This window comes from Bacillus sp. ISL-75 (assembly GCF_018613095.1).
In genome coordinates, this window is record NZ_JAGGQX010000064.1 from 1 (window position 1) to 25,300 (window position 25,300).

The following is a 25,300-nucleotide window of genomic DNA, read 5'->3' on the forward strand; positions in this document are numbered from 1 at the left end:
TTAGAAAGGAAAAAATTGAGCGAAGCTTCGCAGACTCAAAAGAGCTGCACGGGCTTCGCTATTGCCGGTTACGGGGATTGAAGAAAGCAAGCGAACAGGCTCTCCTTACGGCAGCCTGCCAAAATATGAAAAAGATTGCAACACAATTAGCAAGGCTAGAAAAAGTGTGTTGCAATTCTTTAGGTTGATTACCTCCCTGTTGATTTCCGCGGAAGGCACGCAGACTCCTGCGGGAGTACGGGGCAGGGGAGACCCCGCAGGCGCTTCAGCGCCGAGGAGGCTCCCCGGCACGCCCGCGGAAAGCGAAGTGCCTGGAGCGCAAATCAACAGACATGTTGCAAAGCATATATATTGATAATATTATAACAAATTAACGCGGTGAATTGTTAAAGTAATTGTAGAAAATAAAAGCTGTCGAAAGTTTCTCGACAGCCTGAAACGCTCAATGTGAGCGTTTTTTTAAATCATCCTATTAACGGAAGTCCGCTTTAAATTCGCCAGTCATTTTTTGGTGGCCGTTGTTTTCTTCAAACAATTGCTCTTGTTCTAAGTCGAAACGGTTCATAATTGGTAAATCGTTTACTGAGAAGAGGTAAGAGTCTTCTGATGCAGAGTGTTCATACCAAGCCCAGTTTGGAACAACGAAGTAATCGCCTTTTTTCCAATCGAAGCGAATGCCATTAATGACTGTGTGACCTGATCCTTTGTGTACTTGGTAAACAGTTGAGTGTGTATGGCGTAAAGCCTTTGTTTGGAACCCATGTGGTAAATGCTGCATTCGAGTGCCAAGCGTCGGGTTCGCCGATTTACCTGTAGATGGGTTAATGTAATCTACTGCATATCCATGGTGTGGATTTGGATCGAATTCCATCAAGCCTTTAATTCCTTCTACCGTTCGATCCCATTTATAATTAGCAAGTGGAGCAACTGTGAATTTTTCATCACCAACAGGACGAACCATGCCGCCACGATAACGAATCTCTGAAAAGTTATCTGGAATATCTGGTTGTTGTAAACCATCCTCATAAGGTTCAAAGAACGTACCACCGATTGCGTAAAGAGTAGGGATATCTAAAGCATCCATCCAATACATCGGCTCTGTACCTAAATGGGCATGCCCATGCCATAAGCCCTTTGGAGTAATTAAAAAGTCGCCTTCTTCCATGAAAATACGCTGACCTTGTACGATTGTGTATGCACCTGATCCTTCAGAAATGAAGCGCAAGGCACTTTGTGAGTGACGGTGCGAGGGAGCTTGCTCACCAGGCAATAACATTTGAATAGCTGCATAAATCGTTTGAGTAGTAGATCCCCATCCCCAAGGTTCACGATAAGTTAAGCCAGGATTTTGGAAATAAATCGCACGACGTTCACCGCCGCGTTCTGGTGTGAAGATTTGAGCGGCTTCAGCCATTTTCTTTTTAAGCAATTCATCGCTCCAAAGATAAGCTTGTGCTTGAGGCTTTGGCGTTTTGTGCATAATTGCAGGAATTGCTTCCCAAAGAGGTCCTAAGTTGTATTGTTGAATATCTTTTGTGTAATCGGTTACAATCGAGCTTTTCATAAACTCTTGGACTTCAGGATTTGATTCAGCCATTTTACAATCTCCTTTATTATTCAAATTTTATAGAGAAAAGGGGAGTAGCGTATGCTGCTAGACCCCTTGCAAATCCTAATTAAACAGTGGCTAAGACTTCAGTTGTCTTTACTTTATTTTCAAGGGTACCAATTTGGTCGATTTCAATACGAACGACGTCTCCATCTTTTAAGAATTGCTGAGGATCCATTGCAAATCCAACGCCTCCAGGGGTTCCTGTTAAAACAACATCTCCTGGCTCTAATGTCATTAAATTGGATAAGAAAGCTACTAATTTTTGAACGGAGAATACTAGATTGGCAGTATTCGTTTTTTGACGTACTTCACCATTTACTTTTAGGACAACATCTAAGCCAGATGGATTTTGTAATTCATCTGAAGTTACTAAATATGGTCCCATTGGTGCACTGCCATCTACTGTTTTTCCTTGTAACCATTGAATAGTGCGGCGTTGAATATCACGATAGGTTACGTCATTTGTAATGGTATAACCTGCTACATAATCTAATGCATCTTCTTCGGAAACATTGCGGGCTTGTTTGCCAACAACAAATGTAAACTCTGCTTCATAGTCAAGTTTGTCAGAAATTGGATAGTGTGGTATATCGTCCTCAGGCCCTAAGATTGTATTAGCAAATTTTGCAAAAATAACTGGGTGGGATGGGAGTTCACGACCCATTTCTAAAATGTGCTCGCGGTAGTTGTGACCAACACAAATAATTTTGCCTGGCCGCCCGACAGGTGCTTCTACCTTAACTTCCTCGCGATTGTAAATCACTTTTTTATCAAAGCTTTCAGGATTAGCTAAAATGAAATCGATTGCATTTTGCGCTAGTTGCAGCGACTCTTTACCACCTTGGTATAACTCGTCTGTATTTTCCGGCACATATGCTTTAGCGATTGCTTCGTATCGGTATTTCCCTTCTGCTTTTAACTGTGCTTGGTACGCATAGTTTAAGTCGATTACTTGGTTGTCCACGATTGCCCCTGCACGAGTATGCCCAGCGACAGTAAAATTAATAAGTTTCATTGTTGTCCTCCTCGTTTTCACTAATTGTGAAACTAGTTCACTATTTATAAAAAATATTAATAGGTTTTGATAAGATTGTCAATATTATTTGTTTTCAGAAAAAATAAAATCCTATTATCATTTCATATCTCCTCAAATATCCAGGATTACAAAGTAAAAAGCATAAACTTCTATAGAAGAACTTCATGCTAAAACGCAGATGGAAGAGTAGGAGATTATTTTTTGAAACCATAATATTCTGAAATTTCCTTTGCGGTTTTGAGAACGTATTGTCCAATCGGATGGTCCGCTGATTTTGGTACTGTCTCAGTAATACCAACGATGGTAATGGCACCGAGCAGTTCATTGTTGAAATTTAATAAAGGGACACTAAAAGAAGAGACATGATTGATTAACGGTTCAGTTTTTGATGCAAAAAACAACTCTCTTGTTTTTTCCTTTTCACCTTCATATTGCTGTAATTCACTTTCATTGAGCTGGGATAATTCTTCTTCTTCCCATTCTTTCATGAGGACATCTTTTTCAAAAGCAGAAAAAACGACGCCAGTTGAGGAGGAGAGCGGCAAGTGTGTCCCCATTTGTGCTCCGATATTGATTCCATAATCTGCACTTAAAATATATGAAATGAGTGGGCCTTTTATCGAAGGAACAGCCAGTAGTACTGTTAGGCTCGTGTGCTCGGTGATCTTTTTGAAATAGGGTATAACCACTTCAATTAAAGAAGTTTGACCTAAAGCAATATTTCCTAACTGTACTAATTTATGTCCAAGCGTATACGTGTTTGTATGAGGATTACGATTGATTAATCCAAATTGGCATAGTGTTGCCAAATATTTATATAAATTACCTTTTGTCATAGAAGTTCGGTTTTGAATATCAGTAAACTTTAGAGGCTCTTTATCCATTGCTAAGATTTCTAATATGTTTAAACCAAGTTGTAATGACTGAATACCTGTAGCTTTCGTTTCAATTGTCATAATGATCCCCCTCTTTTCAGTTGGTTTTGGATAGTGTAGTAGATAAATTGATTAAAAGAAATTTCAGAATTTAAAAATTTTTGTATTGACGAAATAGTGAAAGATGATTTAAAGTTTACTTATCAAGAACATTGTTCACTATTTGTAGAAGATAATAACTTATTTAGGAGGAATTTTCAATGACTAATGTAAGCGATATTATTGTAGTAGGTGGAGGAATCGGTGGTTTAGCCGTAGCCCTATCAATCCAGGAATCTGGTAAATCAGTAGCAATATTTGAGCAAGCACCTGAATTTGGAGAAGTAGGTGCAGGGATTCAGTTAGCACCAAACGCGTTAGAAGTGTTAGACCGCCTAGGAGTAAAGGAAGAAATTTTAAAGCATGCGGTAGTACCAAAACGTCTTGTTCTAAAAGATGTGTATACTGCAGAAGAGTTAGCAACTCTTAATTTAGGGGAAGATTTCCAAAAAGAATTCGGTCAGCCATATATCGTATTGCATCGCTCTGACTTACACAGAGTTCTTTATGAAGCATGTCAAAAAAGCAGCAATATAAAATTCTTTACAAACCAAACCATTCAAACCGCAGAGCAAAATGGTGATACTGTAACCATTGTCAACCAAAATGGTGAAACGTTTAGTGCGGAAGCAGTAATTGGTGCGGATGGGGTAAAATCAAACATGCGTAAGCTATTGATTGAAGATGAACCAGTAAACTCTGCGTATGTAGCTTACCGTGGAACGATTCCAATTGAAGAAGTGGCTAATAACTCAAACTTAGACTTAGATGATGTCATCATGTGGATTGGGCCAAACCTGCATTTAGTACAATATCCAGTTCGTCGTGGAGAGCTTTACAACCAAGTAGTGGTATTTAAATCCTATGATGCTACTGTAGAAGACTGGGGAAATCCAGAAGAACTTACACGTCGTTTTGAAAATAGTCATCCAAAAGTGCAAAACGCATTAACTTACATTAACCGTCAATTCCGTTGGCAAATGTATGACCGTGAACCAATCGACAATTGGACAAAAGGCAACATTACACTATTAGGGGATTCTGGTCATGCTATGCTTCAATATTTAGCTCAAGGCGGTGTTCAAGCATTTGAAGATGCATTTGTCCTAGGTGCGAAATTAAAAGAACATAATACTTACGAAGAAGCATTTAAAGCCTACCAAGAAATGCGAATTCCACGTTCTGCAATGGTACAAACAACAGCACGTAAATGGGGCGAAATCATTCACGCGGAGGACCCAACGACCATTTCACTTCGCAACTTTATTTTCCAACAACACAAACCAACTGATTACAAGATTGTTGATTTCTTATATGGCTATTTCAATAAAAATTACCAACGTGTCGATTGCTAATTTACAACTTTACGCAAATCAAAATGCGTTAGAGCTAACTCTAGCGCATTTTTAATCTATTCTTATAATACTATTTAGCACGAAAGTGTTGAAAGTTCACAATAAGTGAATTGAAGGGGGCGTATTCTATGACAACAGCAGTACTGAATGAAAAATTGGAAACTTTTAAAAAGAGTATAGATGATATTGTAGCAGTAGTGAAAAATACGGATGAGGCGACACTTTATGTTAAACCTTCTGAAAAAGAATGGTCCCCCATGCAAATTGTTTCTCATATTTTAGAAGCGGTAGATTTTTGGGTAGCCGATTTGGAAGCATTGTTAGTTGTTCCAGGTGCAAAATGGGGACGGAATCATGAACATGTACGTCGTTTAGCTGCAGTAGATGGAAACATTGTTTCTCGTATTAAGAAAGAGTATGCCATAACTAAACTACTAAACTTAGTACCGAAGGTTGAGGCAGCACTTGCTAGAGTTAAAGAAGAGGATTTAATAAAAACAGCTCCAAGTTATAATCCAAACTTTGACGGAAAACCGTTATCATTCTTAGTCGACCATTTAATCGTTCAGCATGTAACAGGTCATTACGGGCAAATGGTACGTCATTTAGAAAAAGTTCGATAAACAAAACTATATAATAACTTCCTTTAAAGCTCCTAATTTTGCAGGCTCCTTTTACTTTCATATGTAACAGGGGCTTTTTCTTTTTAAAGACGAAGAAGATATGCTTTGAACAGCTCGAAAATATTACAATTTTATGAAAACTATTATTAAGACATAGTTTAAATGAATAGGAATGATATAATTTTCATGTCTACTACAATTCCTTTTTGAATTCCTCGTTTTCATCACAATTGATTCTACAGTTTTATGATTCTATAATGATTTTTCCAATTTATCCTTTCTACATTTTGTTATCTTAAAAAGACTTCCAATCAGATGTTAATGCAGATATTGAATTGCTTTTTAGTGAAGTTACAAACGTGAAGCGAAAAGTGAATAAACTTGAACATTCCAAAAGGTATTTGGATCAGTTTCCGGATAAAAATGAAGGTTAATTCTTTGGAATTATGAACATAACTTTACCTGGGTTAATGAAAGGATTGATGATATGATGGGAAAACCAGAAACCGTTGAAAAGATAGTAGTGTTTGAACAGTCTGTAACCAAAACAAAAAAATTTCGGCTTGATTATCCTGTGTCTGAAGACTTAATGCGGGTTATGGTAAGTGACGTTTTTAGGGATTTTATGATTTATGCTTTTGATCTATATTATGATAATGAAAATCTGTCATTGCTTAAGGAATTTGTGGCGGAACATAAACCTAAGGCGGAAAAACAGCAAGGATTACTCGACAATTTGTTTTGGTGGCGGTTAATGTATGATTCCGGATCGCATCAAGTGAATAGCTGTTTTGATGATTATATTTCCGATAAACACTATACGCTCAGAGACAAGCCTTTCATTAAATCTTGGCTAAGGGAGTGTAATAAGGTTGTACCGAAATTCTATTTTATTGGCCATAAATATAATGATCGTTCCTTTGTGGCTATTGATATTCTAACTCATGAATCTCTGGAAATCATTGTGTATGATCCAACTGCTATCCCTCCTAAAGAAGGAGAAATCGCCATGGGGACGCTAATCCCGTTAGGCGGCGGATTATATTTCCCAATTGTTGATTTTTATCATTTCGATTATGAGGCAAGAGAAGCAATAGCCAGCTGCCTGCATCACCATTATGAAAAACATTTAAAAACTTCATCAATGAAAGAGGCATTTTTCCACGTAGTATCCGTTATGCTGCAAATAGAAAGAATGATCTTCATGAAAAATCAGGAAACATTCTCTTCAAAATAAATTCTTCAATTTAAAAAATCCTTTACTCATCACATCTCATCTCAGATTATGAATCCTTACATTTTAGCAAAGAAAAATAAAAGAAAGGGAATACAAAATTTAACAACTCGTTCATAAATTGGTAATATCTTCTGGACATCCTATCATCTTAAGGAAATCATGACGAATTACGCAGATAAGGTTAAAGAGTTAAATCTTTTTCCAAATAAAGAAGGTAAGATTTTTTTTCTGTGACCGGTCAAAAGAAAATTAGTTCTGGTTGGAGAGACTTAATACCTGGGATGCCCTTTTTATAAAAAAAAGGCATCATCCAATTCTCTGGATGGTGCCTGATTCTTTTAATACACTGCATATCAAAAAAGCTCATTTTAAAAATAGTTTAATGATAAAGTACTGAATCAAACTTAAAAACGCTAAAAGGGAAAAATTATAGAGACTAAATTTAATAATATATTTTTTACTCTCGGTTGGATTTGCCTGAATGAATAGTTTGTAAGAAATCACACTGGCTAATGATGCAATAATGGTCCCTAGTCCTCCAATATTCACTCCCAATAATAAAGGTTTCCAATCTGTTGTGAATTCTGCCAGGAGGATAGAAGCAGGGACGTTACTAATAAATTGGCTTAAAAATATCGAACTAAAATAGACGGAAGTAGTGTCTTTCAAATTTGCACTGGCAAATGCTTGTAATGTGTTTGAATTGGAAATATTTCCGATAAAGATAAAAAAACAGATAAAGGTAAACAGCAGCAGATAATCAATCTTTATCAATAATTTTACATTCAAAATGATCACGGATATGAATGTAACCACGAAGGCAATCTGGTAACTGACCATTCCAAAAATAGAAGCGATGATTATTGCTAGGATTAATCCCCAGACAGCTGGTTTTTTCCAATCGTCTAATAGCATGGGAGTAAGAACTACTTTCAAGTCTCTATTTTGCATTCTTTTTATAAGGATATATATAGAACATATCCCAAGGACAGCCATGAATAGGACGGTCGAAAAAAAGGACAATGGCTTGATTCCATAATGAGAATAAATGAACAAATTTTGCGGATTTCCCATTGGTGTTAAACTGCTTCCAATATTGGCTGCAATAGTTTGCAGGATAATTGTCTCCATCATGGGAATTTTGGTTTTTCTGCTAATAACAAGAGTCAAAGGTACAAAAGTAAGCAGTGCTACATCGTTCGTCACAAACATTGAAGTGAAAAAACATAACAAAATTAATATGGCTGAAACGGAACGGCTATTATTACATTTATTAATGATAGCTATTGCGAATTTATCAAGAAATCTAAGTTCTTCCAACGCCTTTATGGTTAGCATCAGGCTAAATAAAATAAATAGCACTTGAAAATTGATATACTCCAATTTTGGAGGATAAATTAAAGAGCTTGTCATTGCTAAAATAAGTGAAATGGTAAAGACAATGTCTTTTTTTAGAAAACTAAATTTCAGTTTGATTCTTTTGTTTTCTTGTATTAGTACAGATTCTTTCACAACACACCACCGGTAGTAGATAGAATATAACAACTATATGATTCTAACATTTACAGTTATGTTTGGAAACCTATCGATGATAATACCTAAAATTAGTTATGATTTATAACAAAAATATGTTGGTATTGTCTAAAATGTAAATGGTTCTAAATTCTATTTGATTATACATATTGTTTAAATACATGGAGGTGGTAATGTGGAAACGATTCGAAATATGTTTGAGCATTTACATTGGTCTAATCATCGAATTCTAGAAACCTTGAAAAATATGGAAGGAGAGAACAAACAAGTTAAGAATCTATTCTCACATCTGCTTTTGGCAGAACATGTGTGGTTTACTAGGTTAAAAGGATCGGACAGTTCCAAATTACCTATTTGGGCAGATGTCAGTTTAGAAGCCTGTGCAGAACTTGTTAATCAAAATCTGCAAAACTTTAAAGAATTTCTTTCTGGCTTATCCAATTCTGATCTCGAACAGATCGTTTCATACAGAAATAGTAAAGGCAAAGAGTTTCAAAATTCGGTAAGGGATATCCTGACCCATGTTGCATTACATAGTCAATATCACCGAGGACAGATCAATCTACTTCTGAGGGCTAATGAAAGCGAACCTGTTAATGTAGACTTTGTTACTTTTAGGAGATGAAGAGGGTAATAAATGGTGAAAGCCAGAAAGCCAAAAAAAGTTCCTGGTACCATCAAATTTGGATGGTACCAGGAACTTTTTTTTGGTGTTTACCTTTTTCACCAAACCAACTAACTTTGCTTTGCTTTCATATAAACCTCTTCGTAGGGTTGGATTACAACAAAGCCTTCACCTTCGAACCTCATTTGAATGGACTCACCGCTGCCTCTTCCAAGAAAAGTCTTTAAACTACGAAAATGAATAAGACATTGAAGTGAACTTAATAATAATGATATTCAGGCAGAAAAAGTGCTATTATTACCGGATCCAATTCTTTCTCCTGATGCAGGAAAATCTTTAAATTAGGTTTTTAAAGATACCTAAGACAAATATCGAAAAGGAGTAATGATATTGAATAGTGAAAATCAGTATGTTGCAGCTACGCTTTCACCTAATTTGATCAATGAAATTCAATCACTAGAAGAAAAAATAAGTGAGCAAGCTCATAAAAAAGTAGTGGTTATCGCGTACGAAAATGATGAAAATTAATTAATTAGTGATTTTCAGGGGAAATAGGACGCATATTTCTTTCTTTGCAAGGCTGGAATCAAATATTCGTAATAAAAAGCTAAAACCTTCATAAATTTGAAGGTTTTTCTTTATCGCAACATCTAAACTAACATTAATAATTTTAATCTCAATTAATGAATGAAAAGATAATTTGATTTCAAAAGTTTGGGTTTATTCGGGAATAAATACAATGATAAACTAGGACTTCCATTTTAGAAGGTCCTAGTTTAATTAAGGTTATCACTTCAAATACAATTTAGTTGGATATGCTCCACTAAAACAGGCGATACAGCGACTGCTCGTTTCTGCAAGATCTACATCTACCGCCTCTAATAACCCTTCCGTACTTAAGAAGGCTAATGAATCTGCTCCAATCACATTTCCCATTGCTCGTTCATGTTCATGTTTGTTAGCAAAAAGTTCTTCTTTGGTCGGCATATCCACTCCATAAAAACAAGGATTTTTTACCATAGGGGAACTAATTCGTACATGGACCTCCTTGGCACCTGCCTGACGAATCAATTCAACAATTCGCTTGCTTGTCGTTCCGCGAACAATCGAATCATCAACAAGCACGACCCGCTTATCCTCGAGAATTTCACGCACAGCACTTAATTTTAGACGAACGGCCAAGTCCCGCAATTCTTGGGTTGGTTCAATAAATGAACGACCGGCATAGGGGTTTTTGATGATTCCCATTTCATATGGAATTCCTGCTTGTTGGGCATAACCCATTGCTGCAGGGACACTCGATTCTGGAACGGCAACGACAACATCAGCTGGTGTCGGATGTTCTTTTGCTAAAATTTGGCCTAATTCTTTACGTATGGCTAATACACTTCTTCCATGAATCACACTATCTGGACGAGCAAAATAAACAAATTCAAAGGAGCAAAGGGAAACGTCACCTTTTGCAGCAAATCTGCCTGTTTTTATTCCCTTCTCGTTAACAAGAAGCCATTCGCCCGGTTCAACATCCCTCCAGAACTTAGCATCAACCGCATTTAGCCCACATGTTTCTGAAGACGCGATAATGGATTCACCAATTTTTCCAAGGCTAAGGGGACGTAACCCATGACGATCTAGGGCAATCAGCATTTCTTTATCGGTCATGATCAGCAAAGCAAAGGAACCGTCAATCCGCTTCAGGACATCCGGTCCAGCTTCATTAAAATATTTTTTACTGGAACGGGCTATTAGGTGAGCAATAATTTCCGTATCAGTTGTTGTCTGAAAGATGGCACCCTGTTGCTGGAGAACCTTCCGTTCGATATTGGCATTCACTAGGTTCCCGTTATGGGCAACGGCCAAATCGCCCTCACTGTACTTAAAAACAAGAGGTTGTGCGTTTTGTAGTAAACTTGCACCAGAAGTAGAATATCGTACATGACCGATGGCCATATTTCCCCTTAGTCCATCAAGGATCTCACGTGAAAATACTTGGGTAACTAATCCCATTCCCCTGTGATACCTGAATGATTTTCCATCGCTAGCCACAATTCCTGCACTCTCTTGGCCACGGTGTTGAAGGGCATGTAGTCCATAATATGTTAAATCGGCCGCTTGGGGGTGATTAAAAACTCCAAATACACCGCATTTCTCCTGCATTTCTGAATCCATTTTAGTATTCCTCCCGTTGATGTCATTTCATTATTTTTGGCGAAAGCAGAATTTTTATCCTTATCTCTCATATCTAGTTGATTTGTATTGGTTTTATAAAAAATAAAAGTTTTTTTTGATTAAAAAAAGTAAAGGAGTCTGTTTCAGGAAAACCTAAAATTATGAAAAATTTAAAAAGGATCAGGGAGGAGAAATACTTTGACATTAATTAAACCCACCTCAACCATTGGTATCTTAGGGGGAGGCCAGCTTGGAAGAATGATTTCAATTGCTGGTAGAAATATGGGATATCGCTTCATTACCTTGGATCCGACACCTAACTCACCCTGTGGACAAGTTGCAGATTTTCAAATCACAGCTCCATATTCTGAGCTTAAAGCAGTTAAAGAACTAGCAGATTCCTCAGATGTTATTACTTATGAATTTGAAAATGTAGATTCTACTATAACCTCCATGTTAGAAACTACATCCTTTGTACCTCAAGGAAGCGAGCTGCTCAAAATAACCCAAAATCGGATTCGGGAAAAATCCACGTTAAAGTCCATCAATGTGCCAGTAGCTCCTTTCTTGGTCATACAATCGGAGAATGACATTGAAACGGCTATCGATTGTTTGGGATTGCCTTTCATAATGAAAACAGCTACCGGGGGATACGACGGGAAAGGGCAATGGGTAATAAAAAAAAGGGATGAAATTCCAATTGCAAAGGAGGCTTGGAATAAGGCAGGGATGGACATGATCATCGAACAATTTATCCCGTTTAGTAAAGAATTATCAGTGATTGTTGCCCGAAATATTAAAGGTCAAACAAAAACTTTCCCAGTAGCTGAAAATGTCCATATTAATAATATCCTGCATCAGTCTTTCGTTCCTGCTAGAATCACCGATGAGCAAAGGATTCAAGCGGAAACTACAGCATTGAAAATAGCAGACTCCTTACAAGTAGTTGGATTAATTGCGATAGAGATGTTCCTTACGAATGATGGTGAAATTATCGTGAACGAGTTAGCACCAAGACCTCATAATTCCGGGCATTATTCAATGGACGCATGTATTACTTCTCAATTTGAGCAACATATTCGAGCAATATGTGGACTGCCCTTAGGAGATACTACCCTTTTAACTCCGATTATAATGGTTAATATTTTAGGTCAGCATCTAAGGCAAGTGCTAGATAAAATAGAACAGCTTCCTCCAACAGCCAAACTACATTTATACGGCAAAAAGGAAAGCGTAGAAAATCGGAAAATGGGTCACATTAATTTTTTAGGTTCAACTCTCGAGCAAATAGACGAGCAAATTAAGGATCTTGGAATTTGGTCATAAGGATACGCGGCTATTTTAGTTGTCCGGCTAAAAACATAACCAAACAGTGAAAAGAGTGAAAAATAATGGAAAAATTAGAACAGCTTTATGAAGGTAAAGCGAAAAAAGTGTTTAAAACATCAGAACCAGGAAAGTATTGGATTGAATATAAAGATGATGCCACTGCCTTCAATGGCGAGAAAAAAGGTCAAATAGCAGGAAAAGGAACTCTAAATAATGAGATTAGTGCCATTTTCCTAAGTTTATTAAAAGAAAAAGGCGTGGATAATCATTTTATTAAAAAGATTTCATCAACAGAGCAGATTGTTCAGCAAGTAGAGATTATCCCGATTGAGGTTGTCGTTCGAAATATAGCGGCGGGCTCACTTGCAAAAAGGCTGGGATGGGAGGAAGGGAAGGAACTCCCAGAAACAATTGTAGAATTCTACTATAAAAATGATGAGCTGGGGGACCCTTTGATTAACAATGATCATATTGCCATTCTTGGGCTGGCTAAAGAGTCTGAAGTAGCAGCCATTCGAAAGGAAGCATTAAAAATCAATGATATTATGAACGAATATCTGTTAAACAAAGATATTATCTTAGTGGATTTTAAATTAGAGTTCGGAAAAACCCCAGCAGGAACTATTATCTTAGCAGACGAAATCTCTCCGGATACGTGTCGATTTTGGGATGCCCATACAAAGGAAAAGTTAGATAAAGATCGGTTTAGGCGGGATTTAGGGAACGTTGAGGAAGCCTATCAAGAAATATTAAGAAGAATTGGGGGTAGTGTCAATGTTTAAAGCAACGGTATATGTAACCTTAAGAGAAAGTGTATTAGATCCTCAAGGGAATGCCGTTCATGAGTCGCTGCATTCACTAGGATATGATGAGGTTGGAGATGTACGAATAGGAAAATACATGGAGCTTGAAATTAATAGCGATGATCAAAAGGCGGCAGCAGAACGAGTAAAGGATATGTGTGAGAAGCTGTTAGCCAATACGGTGATTGAAGACTTTCGGTTTGATCTTACTAAGCAGGAAGGATAGGAGGGGAATAAGTTGAACTTTGCGGTACTGGTTTTTCCTGGCTCAAACTGCGATGTGGATATGTATAAGGCTGTTTTAGATACGATTGAACAGTCGGTCGAATATGTATGGCATCTAGAAACGGACCTATCAAAATATGATGCGATTCTTGTTCCAGGGGGATTTTCCTATGGAGATTATTTGCGGCCAGGGGCTGTTGCGAGCTTGTCTCCTGTCATGGAGCAGGTGAAAATTGCGGCTGAAGAAGGGAAATTGATTCTTGGTGTCTGTAATGGATTTCAAATACTTACTGAAGCTAATCTTTTGCCAGGTGCTTTAAGAAGAAATCAACGGTTAAAATTTCATTGTGACACCATTGATTTAAAAGTAGAAAACAACCAAACTCCGTTCACATTAGACTATCAGGAAGGTGAAACGATACGTATTCCCATTGCCCATGGCGACGGAAATTATTATTGTGATCAAGAGACATTGGATCAATTAGAAAAGAACAATCAAATCGTATTCAGGTATAAAGGGACGAATCCAAATGGGTCGATTTCTGAGATTGCAGGGGTAATCAATGAGAGAGGAAATGTATTAGGTTTAATGCCCCACCCGGAACGTGCAGTTCATAAATGGCTGGGAACAGATGACGGAAAACGTATGTTTTCATCTATCTTAAGTTACTGGAGGAAACAACATGGTACAGCATAAAGAACCAAATCCTGAGCAAATCGCCCAGCAGAAGGTCTATCAGGAAATGGGATTAACCGATGAAGAATTTGATAAAGTAATCGAAATTCTCGGGCGGAAACCAAATTATACCGAAACGGGCATATTTAGTGTCATGTGGTCCGAACATTGCAGCTATAAAAATTCGAAGGTAGTGCTCAAACGATTTCCAACTTCCGGCCCGCATGTCTTGCAAGGCCCTGGAGAAGGAGCAGGTATTGTTGATATCGGTGATAATCAAGCAGTCGTGTTTAAAATTGAAAGCCACAATCATCCTTCAGCCATTGAGCCCTATCAAGGTGCTGCAACGGGGGTTGGCGGTATTATTCGGGATGTTTTTTCCATGGGTGCCCGCCCGATCGCTTTATTGAACTCTCTTCGTTTTGGTGAACTTGATAACCCGAAAACCAAATATATCTTTGAAAATGTGGTTGCGGGTATTGCCGGATATGGTAACTGTATGGGCATTCCGACGGTTGGCGGAGAGATCTACTTTGATTCCTCCTATGAAGGGAATCCCCTTGTTAATGCCATGTGTGTGGGTTTAATCAGCCATGATGAAATTCAAAAAGGCGTGGCTAAAGGGATTGGTAACCCTGTCATTTATGTTGGAGCTGCTACCGGAAGAGACGGCATACATGGAGCGACATTCGCTTCAGAAGAATTGAGTGAAAATTCCGAAGCGAAACGTCCAGCCGTCCAAGTGGGCGATCCTTTTATGGAAAAATTGCTGCTGGAAGCCACTCTTGAATTGATCGCCTCTGGTCATGTGGTCGGGATACAAGATATGGGTGCAGCAGGGTTAACCAGCTCAAGCTCTGAAATGGCCAGTAAAGCGGGAAATGGTGTTGAATTGGATCTTGATCTCGTTCCACAGCGTGAAAAAGGAATGAATGCCTACGAAATGATGCTCTCCGAATCACAAGAAAGAATGCTGGTTGTTGCGAAAAAAGGAAAAGAAGGGGAAGTAAAAAAGATATTTGATAAATGGGGACTCCACTCTGCTGTGATTGGCCGGGTGACTGATGATAATCAACTCCGTTTACTGCACAAGGGAGAGGTTGTTGCGGAAATCCCGGCAGACAAGCTGGCAGAAGATGCGCCCGTGTATTGTAAGCCATCGAAAGAGGCGCCATATTACGAACAATATTCATCATTAGACACAGCTGAAAGTATTGAAGAGCCAAAGGATTATCATTCTGTACTAAAGCAGCTGCTAGCATCGCCTACGATTGCCAGCAAAGAGTGGGTATATCAACAATATGACTATATGGTTAGAACTAATACAGCCGTCCTACCTGGATCGGATGCGGCTGTAGTTGCTATCCGTGGTACACGAAAAGCCTTGGCGATGACAACGGATTGCAACGGAAGATATGTATATCTTGATCCGTTTGTTGGAGGAGCTATCGCGGTAGCAGAAGCAGCGCGTAATGTCGTTTGTTCCGGTGCGGAGCCTTTAGCTATTACCGATAACTTGAACTTTGGAAGTCCAGAAAAGCCGGAAATCTTCTGGCAGTTTGAAAAGGCAGCGGATGGGATTAGTGAAGCGTGCCGTCAACTCAATACTCCGGTTATTGGCGGAAACGTCAGCCTATATAACGAAACAAAAGGAGAAGCTATTTTTCCAACACCAACCATTGGCATGGTTGGGTTAATTAAAGATATTGACCATATTACTACTCAGGAATTTAAAAAAGACGGAGATGTAATCTTTTTAATTGGGGAAACCCAAGCCGAAATAGGCGGGTCGGAATACCAAAAAATTATGTCAGGAAAGATCGAAGGGCGCCCGCCCCAGTTAAACCTTGATTTGGAAATAAAGATTCAAACCTTTACCCTTAAGATGATTCAAGAAGGATTAGTCCAGTCAGCTCATGATACGGCGGAAGGCGGTTTAGCAGTAGCAATAGCAGAAAGCTGTATTGGTGGGAAGTTGGGAGCAGAAATCAAGTTAACCGATGAACTGCGAGCGGATTTAAGTCTCTTTAGTGAAACTCAATCTCGAATCATTCTTTCCGTTTCTCCGGAACATGCGGAGAGGATAAAGGAAATGGCGCAACAGCAGGAGGTGCCTATAAATGAAATCGGAAGGGTGAAAGGTCAGGAAATATCAATTACACATAATGGAAAGACCGTTATTTCTCAACCGATTACTACATTGGAAGAAGCCTGGAAGAATGCGATTCCTAACATTATGCGTTCGGGATTATTAAAAAAGCTCAATATGCAGGAAATCTCTGCAAGTTTACCGTAAAGGAGAGAAACGAATGAGTGATGCTTACCGACAAGCTGGAGTCAATATCGATGCGGGCAATGAAGCCGTTGAACGAATGAAAAAACATGTAAAAAAAACTTTCCGTCCAGAGGTTCTAACGGGATTAGGAGGGTTTGGGGCTCTATTTAAACCAGATTTAACGAAGATGGAAGAACCTGTTTTTGTTTCTGGTACGGATGGAGTAGGGACCAAATTGAAAATTGCTTTTGCCATGAACAAGCATGATACGATTGGAATCGATGCGGTTGCCATGTGTGTGAATGACGTCATCGTCCAAGGGGCCGAGCCGCTTTTTTTTCTAGATTATTTAGCCTGCGGGAAGATCATTCCGGAAAAGATTGAATCCATAGTTAAAGGAATTGCAGATGGTTGTGTGCAGGCGGGGTGTTCACTAATTGGCGGGGAAACTGCGGAGATGCCGGGAATGTATCAGGACGAGGAATATGATATTGCAGGCTTTACCGTTGGTATGGTAGATCAAAAACATGTCATTGATGGTTCGGAAGTAAAAGAAGGTCAAGTTCTAATTGGTTTAGCTTCAAGTGGAGTACATAGCAATGGTTTTTCACTTGTCCGAAAAGTTCTATTGGAGGATGCTAAGTTCTCATTAGGTGACTATGTGGATGAATTGGGGGCTGAACTGGGAAGTGTATTGCTTGAACCAACCAAAATTTATGTAAAATCCATCCTTTCAACTGTTAGAAGATATAATGTCTATGGTCTTGTTCATGTAACGGGAGGAGGTTTTTATGATAATATTCCACGAATTCTTCCAAAAGGCTTTCAAGCTGAAATTAAGGAGGGATCTTGGAAGGTCCCAGGAATTTTTTCCTTTATTCAAAAATCAGGCAAAATTTCAGATTATGATATGTTTCGTACCTTTAATATGGGAATTGGAATGATATTAGTCGTAGATTCTGCAGACACCACAGCTATTATCGAGCACCTGCAAACGTTGGGTGAGGATGCCTACGTAATTGGTACAGTGCAAAAAGGTACTGAAGACGTCGTATTCAAGAAGGAGTAAGTATGAAAATTGCAGTTTTTGCTTCTGGTACGGGTTCTAATTTTTCAGCGATTCTAGAATTCATTCATTCGAAAAAAATCAATAACGTTGAAGTGGTTTTACTGGTCAGTGACCGTCCGGAAGCCCTTGCAGTCCAGAAAGCAAGGGATGAACGGATCCCGGTGTTTACTTTTTTGGCTAAGGATTATCCAAACAAACAATCTTATGAAGTAGAGATTCTTGACGAGTTAACACAAAGGGAGGTTGATTTTATCGTATTGGCTGGCTATATGAGACTGCTTGGGAATGTATTACTCCAGGCTTATGATCGGAAAATCATTAATGTCCACCCGTCTTTATTACCAGCCTTTGCAGGAAAGGATGCCATTGGTCAAGCGCTCAATTATGGGGTAAAGGTGACAGGGGTCACGGTCCATTATGTCGACGAAGGAATGGATACAGGTCCTATAATTGCCCAACAAGCAGTCATAATCGATTCAGACGAGACAAGAGAAACCTTAATTAAAAAAATTCAGGAGCAAGAGCACAGATTATTACCAGAAGTGATCCAAAGACTGGCGAATAGGGAGGCAGCGAGATGAGAAAGGCTAGATGCATTGGATTTATTGAAGGAAAAGAAAAACCTGGAGGTAAAACGAAATGAAGGTGTTAGTCATAGGGGGAGGAGGCCGTGAGCATGCGATTGTATGGAAACTGTCTCAAAGTCCTAAAGTTACTCAAATTTATTGTGCTCCGGGAAATCCTGGGATTGCAGAGTTAGCAACATGTGTTTCAATCGCGGTTTCAGATATAGAGAAATTAGCCGCTTTTGCTAAAAAGGAACAAATCGATCTTACTTTTGTAGGACCAGAAGAGCCTCTCTCATTGGGGATTGTCAATTATTTTAAAGAACAGGGATTAGCGGTATATGGCCCTTCAAAGGAAGCGGCATTGATCGAGGGAAGTAAGGCGTTCGCTAAAGAATTAATGATGAAGTATGAGATTCCAACAGCTAAATATGCTGCGTTTACAAACTATGAGGACGCACTAGCTTATGTTCGCAGCGAAGGGGCACCAATTGTGATCAAAGCGGATGGCCTAGCTGCAGGAAAAGGTGTGGTTGTAGCAAAAACACTGGAAGAAGCTGAGGAAGCACTTAAAAGTATGCTAAAGGAAGTTACGTTTGGTTCGGCAGGAGCGAGGGTGGTAGTGGAGGAATATCTTGAGGGAGAAGAAATGACTCTGCTTGCTTTTGTGAATGGGACTATTGTAAGGGCAATGGTTCCGGCACAGGACCATAAGCCGGTATATGATGGTGACCAGGGACCAAACACCGGAGGAATGGGAACTTATGCGCCGTTACCACATATTGATTCATCAATGGTTGAGCGGATTATTCATGAAATCGTCGAACCAACGGCAAAAGCGATGGCAGCGGAAGGCTGTCCTTTCGAGGGGATTCTATATACCGGTTTGATGCTGACAAAATCAGGTCCAAAGGTCATTGAATACAATGCACGCTTTGGCGATCCGGAAACACAAGTAGTTCTCCCACTGCTAGAAACAGATTTACTTGATATCTTGCTGGCAAGTCTCACTGGAGAATTAGAAAAGGTAGAGGTGAAATGGAAAGTCAAGGCCGCAGTGTGTGTCATTATGTCTTCAGCCGGCTATCCGGGCCCATATGAAAAGGGTCAAGTAATTAACGGATTGGACCAAGTAGCTTATCCGACAATCGTCTTCCATGCCGGTACAACGGAAAAGGAAGGCGCGATTGTAACAAATGGCGGACGAGTTCTTGGAATTACTGCGATTGGAGAAAATCTTGGACAAGCAAGAGAATTAGCTTACCAATCAGTAGAAAATGTATCTTTTATAGGTGCTCATTACAGAACAGATATAGGATCTAAGGCATTCCGTTAACTAATATCTACTTTTAAAGAAAACACAAGGGTAATCACCACGAGTAATAATTTTGATGTGGGCTAGGAGCAGGTACTACGCTATTCTATTCTTTTACCAAATGGAAAGCCTGTTTATAAGCAGGCTTTTTTGTATTTTAAGCGAAAATACAATCCCAACTGTATCAATAATGTCTATAAATATGTCCACCCCAGATGTACAAATGAACCAAAGTGTCTTTTTATGGTGCCTGACACCGAAGCGGTGTCATCGAAAATCCAATCTATTGGAACTGCTCTAATACGCGGAAAAAATCAATCGCGAATTGGTAAAAGAGATTTTCGGAGGGTGCTAGGTCTCTATATTTTGGAGTGATTAAGCCGACTGTTCTTTTCACTTGAGGGGAATCAATCGGTATTTTTACTGTAAACCGTGGAATGGAGTCATGAACGGTGCTTTCTGGTAAAAGGCATACCCCTATGCCTGCTGAAACTAGTCCCTTTAATGCATCTAAATCCTCTCCCTCTGAGGTAATATTTGGTACAAATCCTGCTTCTTTGCATGCCTCGACTGCAATTTTTTGGAGAATATACCCTTTTGGGAATGAAACGAAGGAATCGTTTCGTAACTCACCTAGATCTAATCTCTTTCGGTCGGAAAGTGAATGGTTTGCAGGAAGCAAAGCAGAAATGTTTTCTGTAAATAAAATCTTTGCTTCAATATCAGGATCTCTGGTTGGGACAGGGCCAATAAACGCTATATCAATTTCTCCATTTTTAACGGCATCAATTAAGTATTGATAGGAGCCCTGACGCAAATGGAAAACAACGTTTGGTTGTTTTGTTCTAAAAGCAGAGATAACCGTTGGTAGCCAATAGCTTGCTAAACTTGTTGGATAACCAATTTTAATTGTGCCGGATTGAGGATCTAAATATTCATCAATCTTTTCTTTTGCCTCATCAATAAATTTTACCGCCTTTTTTATATGAGTTAAAAAGATCATTCCGATCTGGGTTAACTTAATATTTCTTCCGGTTCGTTCAAATAGACGAACACCAAGTTCATCTTCAAGCTTGGCAATCTGAAAACTTACCGCGGATTGGGCTACATTTAGATTTTCAGACGCTTCTGTTACATGTTGGCGTTCAGCTACCTCCATAAAATACCGTAATTGACGCAATTCCACGCTAATTCCCTCCATTCATATTAAAATCAGATTGATTTAATCTTAATTATATATTGTTTATATGTATATTTAAACATAAAATTACTTCATACTGATTTATCGGAAAATTAAGAACGGGGGAGATAATAATGACATATCAGCAACTACCAAAAGCACAAGGTCTCTACCGCCCAGAATATGAACATGATGCATGCGGAATTGGATTATATGCCCACATTAAAGGGTATGCAACTCATGAGATTGTAAAAAAAGGACTAAGCATGCTTTGTAAGCTAGACCATCGCGGGGGACAAGGAAGTGATCCATTCACAGGAGATGGTGCCGGTCTCATGGTCCAGATTCCAGATAGCTTTTTCCGCAAAGCCCTCCAGAATGTGCAATTACCTGAAAAGGGTCGCTACGGGGTAGGGATGCTTTTTTTCTCAAATAATGATTCAGAAAGAGAAAATATAGAATCTTATATTAATAAAATGATTGAACAAGAAGGACAGACGGTTCTCGGCTGGAGGACAGTGCCTGTCAATGCTGAAACTATTGGTGAAACAGCCAAGCAAAGCCGCCCGTTCATCCGTCAAGTATTTATTGGCGCAAACGAGGGACTGTTGGATGAATTATCTTTTGAGCGTAAATTATATATCATTAGAAAACAATCAGAACTATGGGCTAAGGCATCGGATTTACGTTTTTATTTTGCCAGCCTCTCAAGCAGAACAATTGTATACAAAGGTTTATTAACACCGGAACAGGTAGACAGGTTTTACCTTGATTTACAGGATAAGAGTTTTGTATCGGCTTTCGCTTTAGTGCATTCCCGCTTTAGTACAAATACGTTCCCTAGCTGGGAAAGAGCTCATCCAAACCGCTACCTGATCCATAATGGGGAAATTAATACACTTCGCGGTAATGTCCATTGGATGAAGGCGCGTGAAAAGCAATTTGTGTCGGAAGCATTTGGTGAGGACCTGCAAAAGGTGCTCCCAATCTTAGATACAGATGGAAGTGACTCTTCGATTTTGGATAACGCACTTGAATTCTTGGTGTTAGCTGGTCGGAAACCTGCTCATGCTGCGATGATGCTGATACCTGAACCATGGTCAGAAAACCCGCATATGACAAAGGAAAAGAGAGCTTTTTACGAGTATCATAGCTGCCTGATGGAACCTTGGGATGGTCCAACAGCTATTTCCTTTACGGACGGCAAACAAATAGGGGCAATATTAGATCGGAACGGCCTTCGTCCAGCTCGTTATTACGTTACTGATGATGATTATATTATTTTTTCGTCAGAGGTTGGCGTCATCGATGTCGAACCCGAGAAAGTATTATATAAAGAACGTTTAAGCCCAGGCAAAATGCTTTTGATTGATTTAGAAGAGGGCCGAATTATTTCGGATGAAGAAGTAAAATCCGAGATGGCTGAAGCTCTTCCTTATCAACAATGGTTAGATGAGCAACTGATTCGATTAAATGACGATGGACAGAACGAAGAAGAGGTTCTATCGGATTTTCTGGTTCGCCAGAAATCATTTGGCTACACATACGAAGATATATCAAAATATTTAGTTCCTGTTGTGAGCGAAGGAAAAGATCCAATTGGAGCAATGGGTAATGATATGCCATTAGCGGTTTTATCTGACCGTGCTCAATCCTTGTTTAACTACTTCAAGCAATTATTTGCTCAAGTAACCAATCCGCCAATTGATTCACTTCGTGAGGAAATTGTCACATCAACGATGACATTATTAGGGGCGGAAGGAAATATATTGAATCCTTCAGAATTAAACTGCCGCCGAGTTCAACTGGATACACCGGTAATTACCAATAGCCAACTGGAACAGCTAAAATCATTGGATTCAGTTGATTTTAAGAGTAAGGTAATTGACATCCTGTTCGCTGATGATATCGAAGGTAGTCTTGACAGGATTTGCCAAGAGGCGGATGCTGCCATCTCTGAAGGTGTAAGTCTACTAATCTTATCTGATCGTAACATGAATCAGAAGGAAGCTGCGATTCCTTCCTTATTGGCTGCAAGTGCCCTTCATCAGCATCTGATTCGTGAAGGCAGTAGAACGAAAGCAAGCATCATTATTGAATCTGGGGAAGTACGTGAAGTTCATCATTTGGCCGCTTTAATTGGCTATGGTGTTGATGCCATCAATCCGTATCTTCCGTTCGCAACATATAAGCAGGCTATCTTAGATGGAAGCTTACCATTCACATATGAGGAAGCAATCAGCAAGTATGTAAAAGGAATGTCTGAGGGCGTTGTAAAAGTCATGTCCAAAATGGGAATTTCAACCGTTCAAAGCTATCGCGGTGCGCAAATTTTTGAAGCAGTTGGAATTAGTGGAGATGTCATTGAACGTTACTTTACTGGTACAGTTTCTCAGCTCGGCGGTATCGGTTTAGATACGATTGCCGAAGAAGCAAAAATGCTTCATACAGTGGCTTACGCAGATTCTTATGATCAAACATTAGATTCAGGAAGTAACTTCCAGTGGAGAAAAACAGGGGAACATCACGCGTTTAACCCTGGAACCATTCATACCCTGCAATGGGCTTGCCGTAAAGGCGATTACGAATTATTTAAAAAGTATTCCAAGCTAGCAAATGAAGAGAGAATTGGATTCTTACGGAATTTGTTCTTATTTGATGAATCGAGAACGTCTTTACCAATCGAGGAAGTAGAAACAGTCGATTCCATTGTTCGTCGTTTTAAAACAGGAGCAATGTCATTTGGATCCATTAGTAAGGAAGCGCATGAAACCTTGGCAATTGCGATGAATCGCTTGGGCGGAAAAAGCAACTCTGGTGAAGGCGGGGAAGATTCAAGCCGCTTTATCTTGGATGAAAATGGCGATAATCGCCGAAGTGCTGTGAAGCAAATTGCTTCAGGCCGTTTCGGAGTGAAAAGTCACTATCTTGTCAATGCTGATGAGCTTCAAATTAAAATGGCACAAGGGGCAAAGCCAGGTGAAGGCGGACAGCTGCCTGGAAACAAAGTTTACCCATGGGTGGCAGATGTTCGTGGTTCTACACCAGGAGTCGGGCTGATTTCACCGCCGCCGCACCATGATATCTACTCGATTGAAGACTTGGCACAGCTGATTCACGATTTGAAAAATGCGAATCGGGATGCCCGAATCAGCGTTAAGCTCGTATCCAAGGGCGGAGTAGGAACGATTGCGGCAGGTGTTGCGAAAGGTGCAGCTGATGTTATTGTAATCAGTGGTTATGACGGCGGAACAGGAGCATCACCAAAAACAAGTATCCAACATACGGGATTACCATGGGAGCTTGGACTTGCCGAAGCACACCAAACGCTAATGCTTAATGGCTTGCGTGAACGTGTCGTCCTTGAGACAGACGGTAAATTAATGACTGGAAAAGATGTCGTAATGGCTGCCTTATTTGGGGCCGAAGAGTTTGGTTTTGCGACTGCACCCCTTGTCGTGCTCGGATGTGTCATGATGCGCGTATGTCACTTAGATACTTGCCCGGTTGGAATTGCTACACAAAATCCGGAGCTTCGTAAAAAGTTCACAGGAGAAGCTGATTACATCGTAAACTATATGCGTTTTGTTGCCCAAGAAGTACGTGAACTAATGTCTGAGCTTGGCTTTAGAACCGTTGACGAAATGGTAGGCCGTACAGATGTTTTGAAAATGAGTGACCGTGCAAAAGCACACTGGAAAGCAAAGGATCTAGATTTAACTCCATTGCTGCATCAACCTGAAGGAGTTCGTACGTTCAAGACTCCACAAAATCATAAAATTGATGATTCACTTGATATTCAAAAAATCTTGCCGGCGGTTCAACAAGCATTACAAGATCGAATTCCAGTAGATGCGAGCTTCCCGATTTCGAATGTGAATCGTGTCGTTGGAACAATCGTCGGAAGTGAAGTATCGAAGCGTTACGGTGAAGAGGGACTTCCTGAAAATACGATTACTCTTAGATTTACTGGATCTGCAGGTCAAAGTTTCGGTGCCTTTGTTCCGAAAGGCGTGACATTAGAGATTTCGGGTGACGTAAACGATTTCCTTGGAAAAGGCTTATCGGGCGGAAAGTTGATTGTGCAAGCAGACGAATCTTCTAAACTATCGGCAGGCGAAAATGTAATCGCTGGGAATGTTGCTTTATATGGTGCGACAAGCGGCGAAGCGTATATTAATGGACGTGCCGGTGAACGTTTTGCGGTCCGTAATAGTGGTGTGAACGTTGTGGTCGAAGGAATTGGTGACCATGGCTGCGAATATATGACGGGCGGACGCGTTGTTATTTTAGGTGATGTTGGCAAAAACTTTGCGGCAGGGATGTCTGGCGGAATTGCGTACGTATTAGCAGACGATCAAGATGCCTTTAAGAAGTTATGTAACCAAGAGATGATTGAGATTGAATCTTTAACGAAAAACGATGCGAATGAACTTAAGCAAATGATTCAAAATCATTTCTATTATACGAACAGTGTGAAAGCAGGCTGTGTTCTAGAGAACTGGGAAAATCATGTGAGAAAATTTAACAAAGTCATTCCAAAAGACTATAAACGCATGTTGGACCAAATTCAGAAGCAAAAGGAAAAAGGCCTAACTGATGAAGAAGCGATTATGAGTGCGTTTTTAGCCAATTCTTCCAAACAGAAAAATACACCTAAACAGCCAGAAGCTGTACTACGCTAAGAAAGGGGAGAGG

21 protein-coding genes and 1 pseudogene are annotated in these 25,300 nt (G+C 39.6%); 15 read left to right on the forward strand and 7 right to left on the reverse strand.

Annotated features, from left to right (window positions below; all coding sequences use genetic code 11):
- Nucleotides 1–188: transposase (locus tag J7E63_RS24220; RefSeq protein WP_215009856.1), on the forward strand; the 188-nt coding region annotated here is incomplete at its 5' end.
- 284 nt (nucleotides 189–472) lie between these two features.
- On the opposite strand, the gene J7E63_RS24225 is transcribed toward J7E63_RS24220, so the two are convergent.
- From J7E63_RS24225 to J7E63_RS24235, 3 genes are all read right to left on the reverse strand, one after another.
- Nucleotides 473–1,597, reverse strand: coding sequence for a cupin domain-containing protein (locus J7E63_RS24225; protein WP_215017241.1), 1,125 nt, complete (start codon nucleotides 1,595–1,597; stop codon nucleotides 473–475).
- A 79-nt stretch (nucleotides 1,598–1,676) separates the two neighbouring features.
- Nucleotides 1,677–2,627, reverse strand: coding sequence for a fumarylacetoacetate hydrolase family protein (locus tag J7E63_RS24230; RefSeq protein ID WP_215017243.1), 951 nt, complete (start codon nucleotides 2,625–2,627; stop codon nucleotides 1,677–1,679).
- Between the two features lie 215 nt (nucleotides 2,628–2,842).
- A complete protein-coding gene (locus tag J7E63_RS24235; protein WP_215017245.1) occupies nucleotides 2,843–3,604 on the reverse strand; it encodes an IclR family transcriptional regulator in 762 nt (253 codons plus the stop codon).
- Nucleotides 3,605–3,783: 179 nt separating this feature from the next.
- Between J7E63_RS24235 and J7E63_RS24240 the strand changes: the two genes are divergently transcribed.
- The 3 genes from J7E63_RS24240 (at nucleotide 3,784) to J7E63_RS24250 (ending at nucleotide 6,837) form a co-directional block, all read left to right on the forward strand.
- Nucleotides 3,784–4,977 (forward strand): FAD-dependent monooxygenase, encoded by a 1,194-nt coding sequence (locus tag J7E63_RS24240; RefSeq protein WP_215017247.1) that lies wholly within the window; start codon nucleotides 3,784–3,786, stop codon nucleotides 4,975–4,977.
- Between the two features lie 128 nt (nucleotides 4,978–5,105).
- Nucleotides 5,106–5,600: a DinB family protein gene (locus J7E63_RS24245; RefSeq protein WP_215017249.1), complete on the forward strand. Its 495-nt coding sequence runs from the start codon at nucleotides 5,106–5,108 to the stop codon at nucleotides 5,598–5,600.
- A 487-nt stretch (nucleotides 5,601–6,087) separates the two neighbouring features.
- Nucleotides 6,088–6,837, forward strand: coding sequence for a hypothetical protein (locus J7E63_RS24250; protein ID WP_215017251.1), 750 nt, complete (start codon nucleotides 6,088–6,090; stop codon nucleotides 6,835–6,837).
- A 363-nt stretch (nucleotides 6,838–7,200) separates the two neighbouring features.
- Here J7E63_RS24250 and J7E63_RS24255 read toward each other — a convergent pair whose 3' ends face one another.
- On the reverse strand, nucleotides 7,201–8,349 hold the full coding sequence (locus tag J7E63_RS24255) for an SLC13 family permease (RefSeq protein ID WP_215017253.1): 1,149 nt from the start codon (nucleotides 8,347–8,349) through the stop codon (nucleotides 7,201–7,203).
- Between the two features lie 196 nt (nucleotides 8,350–8,545).
- On the opposite strand from J7E63_RS24255, the gene J7E63_RS24260 reads away from it, so the two are divergent.
- Complete coding sequence (locus tag J7E63_RS24260) at nucleotides 8,546–8,995, forward strand: DinB family protein (RefSeq protein WP_215017255.1); 450 nt, start codon at nucleotides 8,546–8,548, stop codon at nucleotides 8,993–8,995.
- A 110-nt stretch (nucleotides 8,996–9,105) separates the two neighbouring features.
- On the opposite strand, the pseudogene J7E63_RS29820 reads toward J7E63_RS24260, so the two are convergent.
- Nucleotides 9,106–9,225: pseudogene (locus J7E63_RS29820) on the reverse strand (AIM24 family protein); the annotation flags it as partial.
- A gap of 160 nt (nucleotides 9,226–9,385) precedes the next feature.
- On the opposite strand from J7E63_RS29820, the gene J7E63_RS24265 reads away from it, so the two are divergent.
- Nucleotides 9,386–9,523, forward strand: a complete 138-nt coding sequence (locus J7E63_RS24265; RefSeq protein ID WP_215017257.1) for a hypothetical protein — start codon at nucleotides 9,386–9,388, stop codon at nucleotides 9,521–9,523.
- A gap of 261 nt (nucleotides 9,524–9,784) precedes the next feature.
- Here the strand turns inward: J7E63_RS24265 and purF are convergent, their stop codons facing one another.
- The gene (gene purF, locus J7E63_RS24270) at nucleotides 9,785–11,164 is read right to left on the reverse strand and encodes an amidophosphoribosyltransferase (protein ID WP_215017259.1); all 1,380 of its coding nucleotides are present in this window, start codon (nucleotides 11,162–11,164) and stop codon (nucleotides 9,785–9,787) included.
- Nucleotides 11,165–11,362: 198 nt separating this feature from the next.
- On the opposite strand from purF, the gene purK reads away from it, so the two are divergent.
- The 8 genes from purK (at nucleotide 11,363) to purD (ending at nucleotide 19,443) form a co-directional block, all read left to right on the forward strand.
- A complete protein-coding gene (purK, locus tag J7E63_RS24275) occupies nucleotides 11,363–12,490 on the forward strand; it encodes a 5-(carboxyamino)imidazole ribonucleotide synthase (protein WP_215017261.1) in 1,128 nt (375 codons plus the stop codon).
- A 65-nt stretch (nucleotides 12,491–12,555) separates the two neighbouring features.
- On the forward strand, nucleotides 12,556–13,275 hold the full coding sequence (gene purC / locus J7E63_RS24280; protein ID WP_215017263.1) for a phosphoribosylaminoimidazolesuccinocarboxamide synthase: 720 nt from the start codon (nucleotides 12,556–12,558) through the stop codon (nucleotides 13,273–13,275).
- Nucleotides 13,268–13,522: a phosphoribosylformylglycinamidine synthase subunit PurS gene (gene purS / locus J7E63_RS24285; protein ID WP_168244331.1), complete on the forward strand. Its 255-nt coding sequence runs from the start codon at nucleotides 13,268–13,270 to the stop codon at nucleotides 13,520–13,522. Before purC ends, purS begins: the two co-directional genes overlap by 8 nt.
- Nucleotides 13,523–13,534: 12 nt before the next feature.
- Complete coding sequence (purQ, locus tag J7E63_RS24290; protein WP_088088194.1) at nucleotides 13,535–14,218, forward strand: phosphoribosylformylglycinamidine synthase subunit PurQ; 684 nt, start codon at nucleotides 13,535–13,537, stop codon at nucleotides 14,216–14,218.
- Entirely contained in the window at nucleotides 14,205–16,493 is a 2,289-nt protein-coding gene (purL, locus tag J7E63_RS24295; RefSeq protein ID WP_215017265.1) for a phosphoribosylformylglycinamidine synthase subunit PurL, read from the forward strand. Before purQ ends, purL begins: the two co-directional genes overlap by 14 nt.
- A gap of 13 nt (nucleotides 16,494–16,506) precedes the next feature.
- A complete protein-coding gene (purM, locus tag J7E63_RS24300) occupies nucleotides 16,507–17,541 on the forward strand; it encodes a phosphoribosylformylglycinamidine cyclo-ligase (RefSeq protein ID WP_215017267.1) in 1,035 nt (344 codons plus the stop codon).
- A 2-nt stretch (nucleotides 17,542–17,543) separates the two neighbouring features.
- Nucleotides 17,544–18,122 carry a phosphoribosylglycinamide formyltransferase gene (gene purN / locus J7E63_RS24305; protein WP_215017269.1) on the forward strand — a complete coding sequence of 193 codons (579 nt, stop codon included), beginning with the start codon at nucleotides 17,544–17,546 and terminating at the stop codon, nucleotides 18,120–18,122.
- Nucleotides 18,123–18,180: 58 nt separating this feature from the next.
- The gene (gene purD / locus J7E63_RS24310; RefSeq protein ID WP_215017271.1) at nucleotides 18,181–19,443 is read left to right on the forward strand and encodes a phosphoribosylamine--glycine ligase; all 1,263 of its coding nucleotides are present in this window, start codon (nucleotides 18,181–18,183) and stop codon (nucleotides 19,441–19,443) included.
- Between the two features lie 262 nt (nucleotides 19,444–19,705).
- Here the strand turns inward: purD and gltC are convergent, their stop codons facing one another.
- Nucleotides 19,706–20,608, reverse strand: a complete 903-nt coding sequence (gene gltC / locus J7E63_RS24315) for a glutamate biosynthesis transcriptional regulator GltC (RefSeq protein WP_215017273.1) — start codon at nucleotides 20,606–20,608, stop codon at nucleotides 19,706–19,708.
- Nucleotides 20,609–20,736: 128 nt separating this feature from the next.
- Between gltC and gltB the strand changes: the two genes are divergently transcribed.
- A complete protein-coding gene (gene gltB, locus J7E63_RS24320; protein WP_215017275.1) occupies nucleotides 20,737–25,287 on the forward strand; it encodes a glutamate synthase large subunit in 4,551 nt (1,516 codons plus the stop codon).
- The last annotated feature ends 13 nt before the right edge of the window (nucleotides 25,288–25,300 follow it).

Bases quoted from the DNA above. Each gene is read 5' to 3' on its own strand.
- J7E63_RS24230 (WP_215017243.1), bottom strand. From the start codon at position 2,627: ATGAAACTTATTAATTTTACTGTCGCTGGGCATACTCGTGCAGGGGCA.
- purF (WP_215017259.1), bottom strand. From the start codon at position 11,164: ATGGATTCAGAAATGCAGGAGAAATGCGGTGTATTTGGAGTTTTTAAT.
- purM (WP_215017267.1), top strand. From the start codon at position 16,507: ATGAGTGATGCTTACCGACAAGCTGGAGTCAATATCGATGCGGGCAAT.
- J7E63_RS24235 (WP_215017245.1), bottom strand. From the start codon at position 3,604: ATGACAATTGAAACGAAAGCTACAGGTATTCAGTCATTACAACTTGGT.
- J7E63_RS24245 (WP_215017249.1), top strand. From the start codon at position 5,106: ATGACAACAGCAGTACTGAATGAAAAATTGGAAACTTTTAAAAAGAGT.
- purL (WP_215017265.1), top strand. From the start codon at position 14,205: ATGGTACAGCATAAAGAACCAAATCCTGAGCAAATCGCCCAGCAGAAG.
- J7E63_RS24250 (WP_215017251.1), top strand. From the start codon at position 6,088: ATGATGGGAAAACCAGAAACCGTTGAAAAGATAGTAGTGTTTGAACAG.
- purC (WP_215017263.1), top strand. From the start codon at position 12,556: ATGGAAAAATTAGAACAGCTTTATGAAGGTAAAGCGAAAAAAGTGTTT.
- gltB (WP_215017275.1), top strand. From the start codon at position 20,737: ATGACATATCAGCAACTACCAAAAGCACAAGGTCTCTACCGCCCAGAA.
- purN (WP_215017269.1), top strand. From the start codon at position 17,544: ATGAAAATTGCAGTTTTTGCTTCTGGTACGGGTTCTAATTTTTCAGCG.
- purS (WP_168244331.1), top strand. From the start codon at position 13,268: ATGTTTAAAGCAACGGTATATGTAACCTTAAGAGAAAGTGTATTAGAT.
- J7E63_RS24225 (WP_215017241.1), bottom strand. From the start codon at position 1,597: ATGGCTGAATCAAATCCTGAAGTCCAAGAGTTTATGAAAAGCTCGATT.
- purD (WP_215017271.1), top strand. From the start codon at position 18,181: ATGAAGGTGTTAGTCATAGGGGGAGGAGGCCGTGAGCATGCGATTGTA.
- J7E63_RS24240 (WP_215017247.1), top strand. From the start codon at position 3,784: ATGACTAATGTAAGCGATATTATTGTAGTAGGTGGAGGAATCGGTGGT.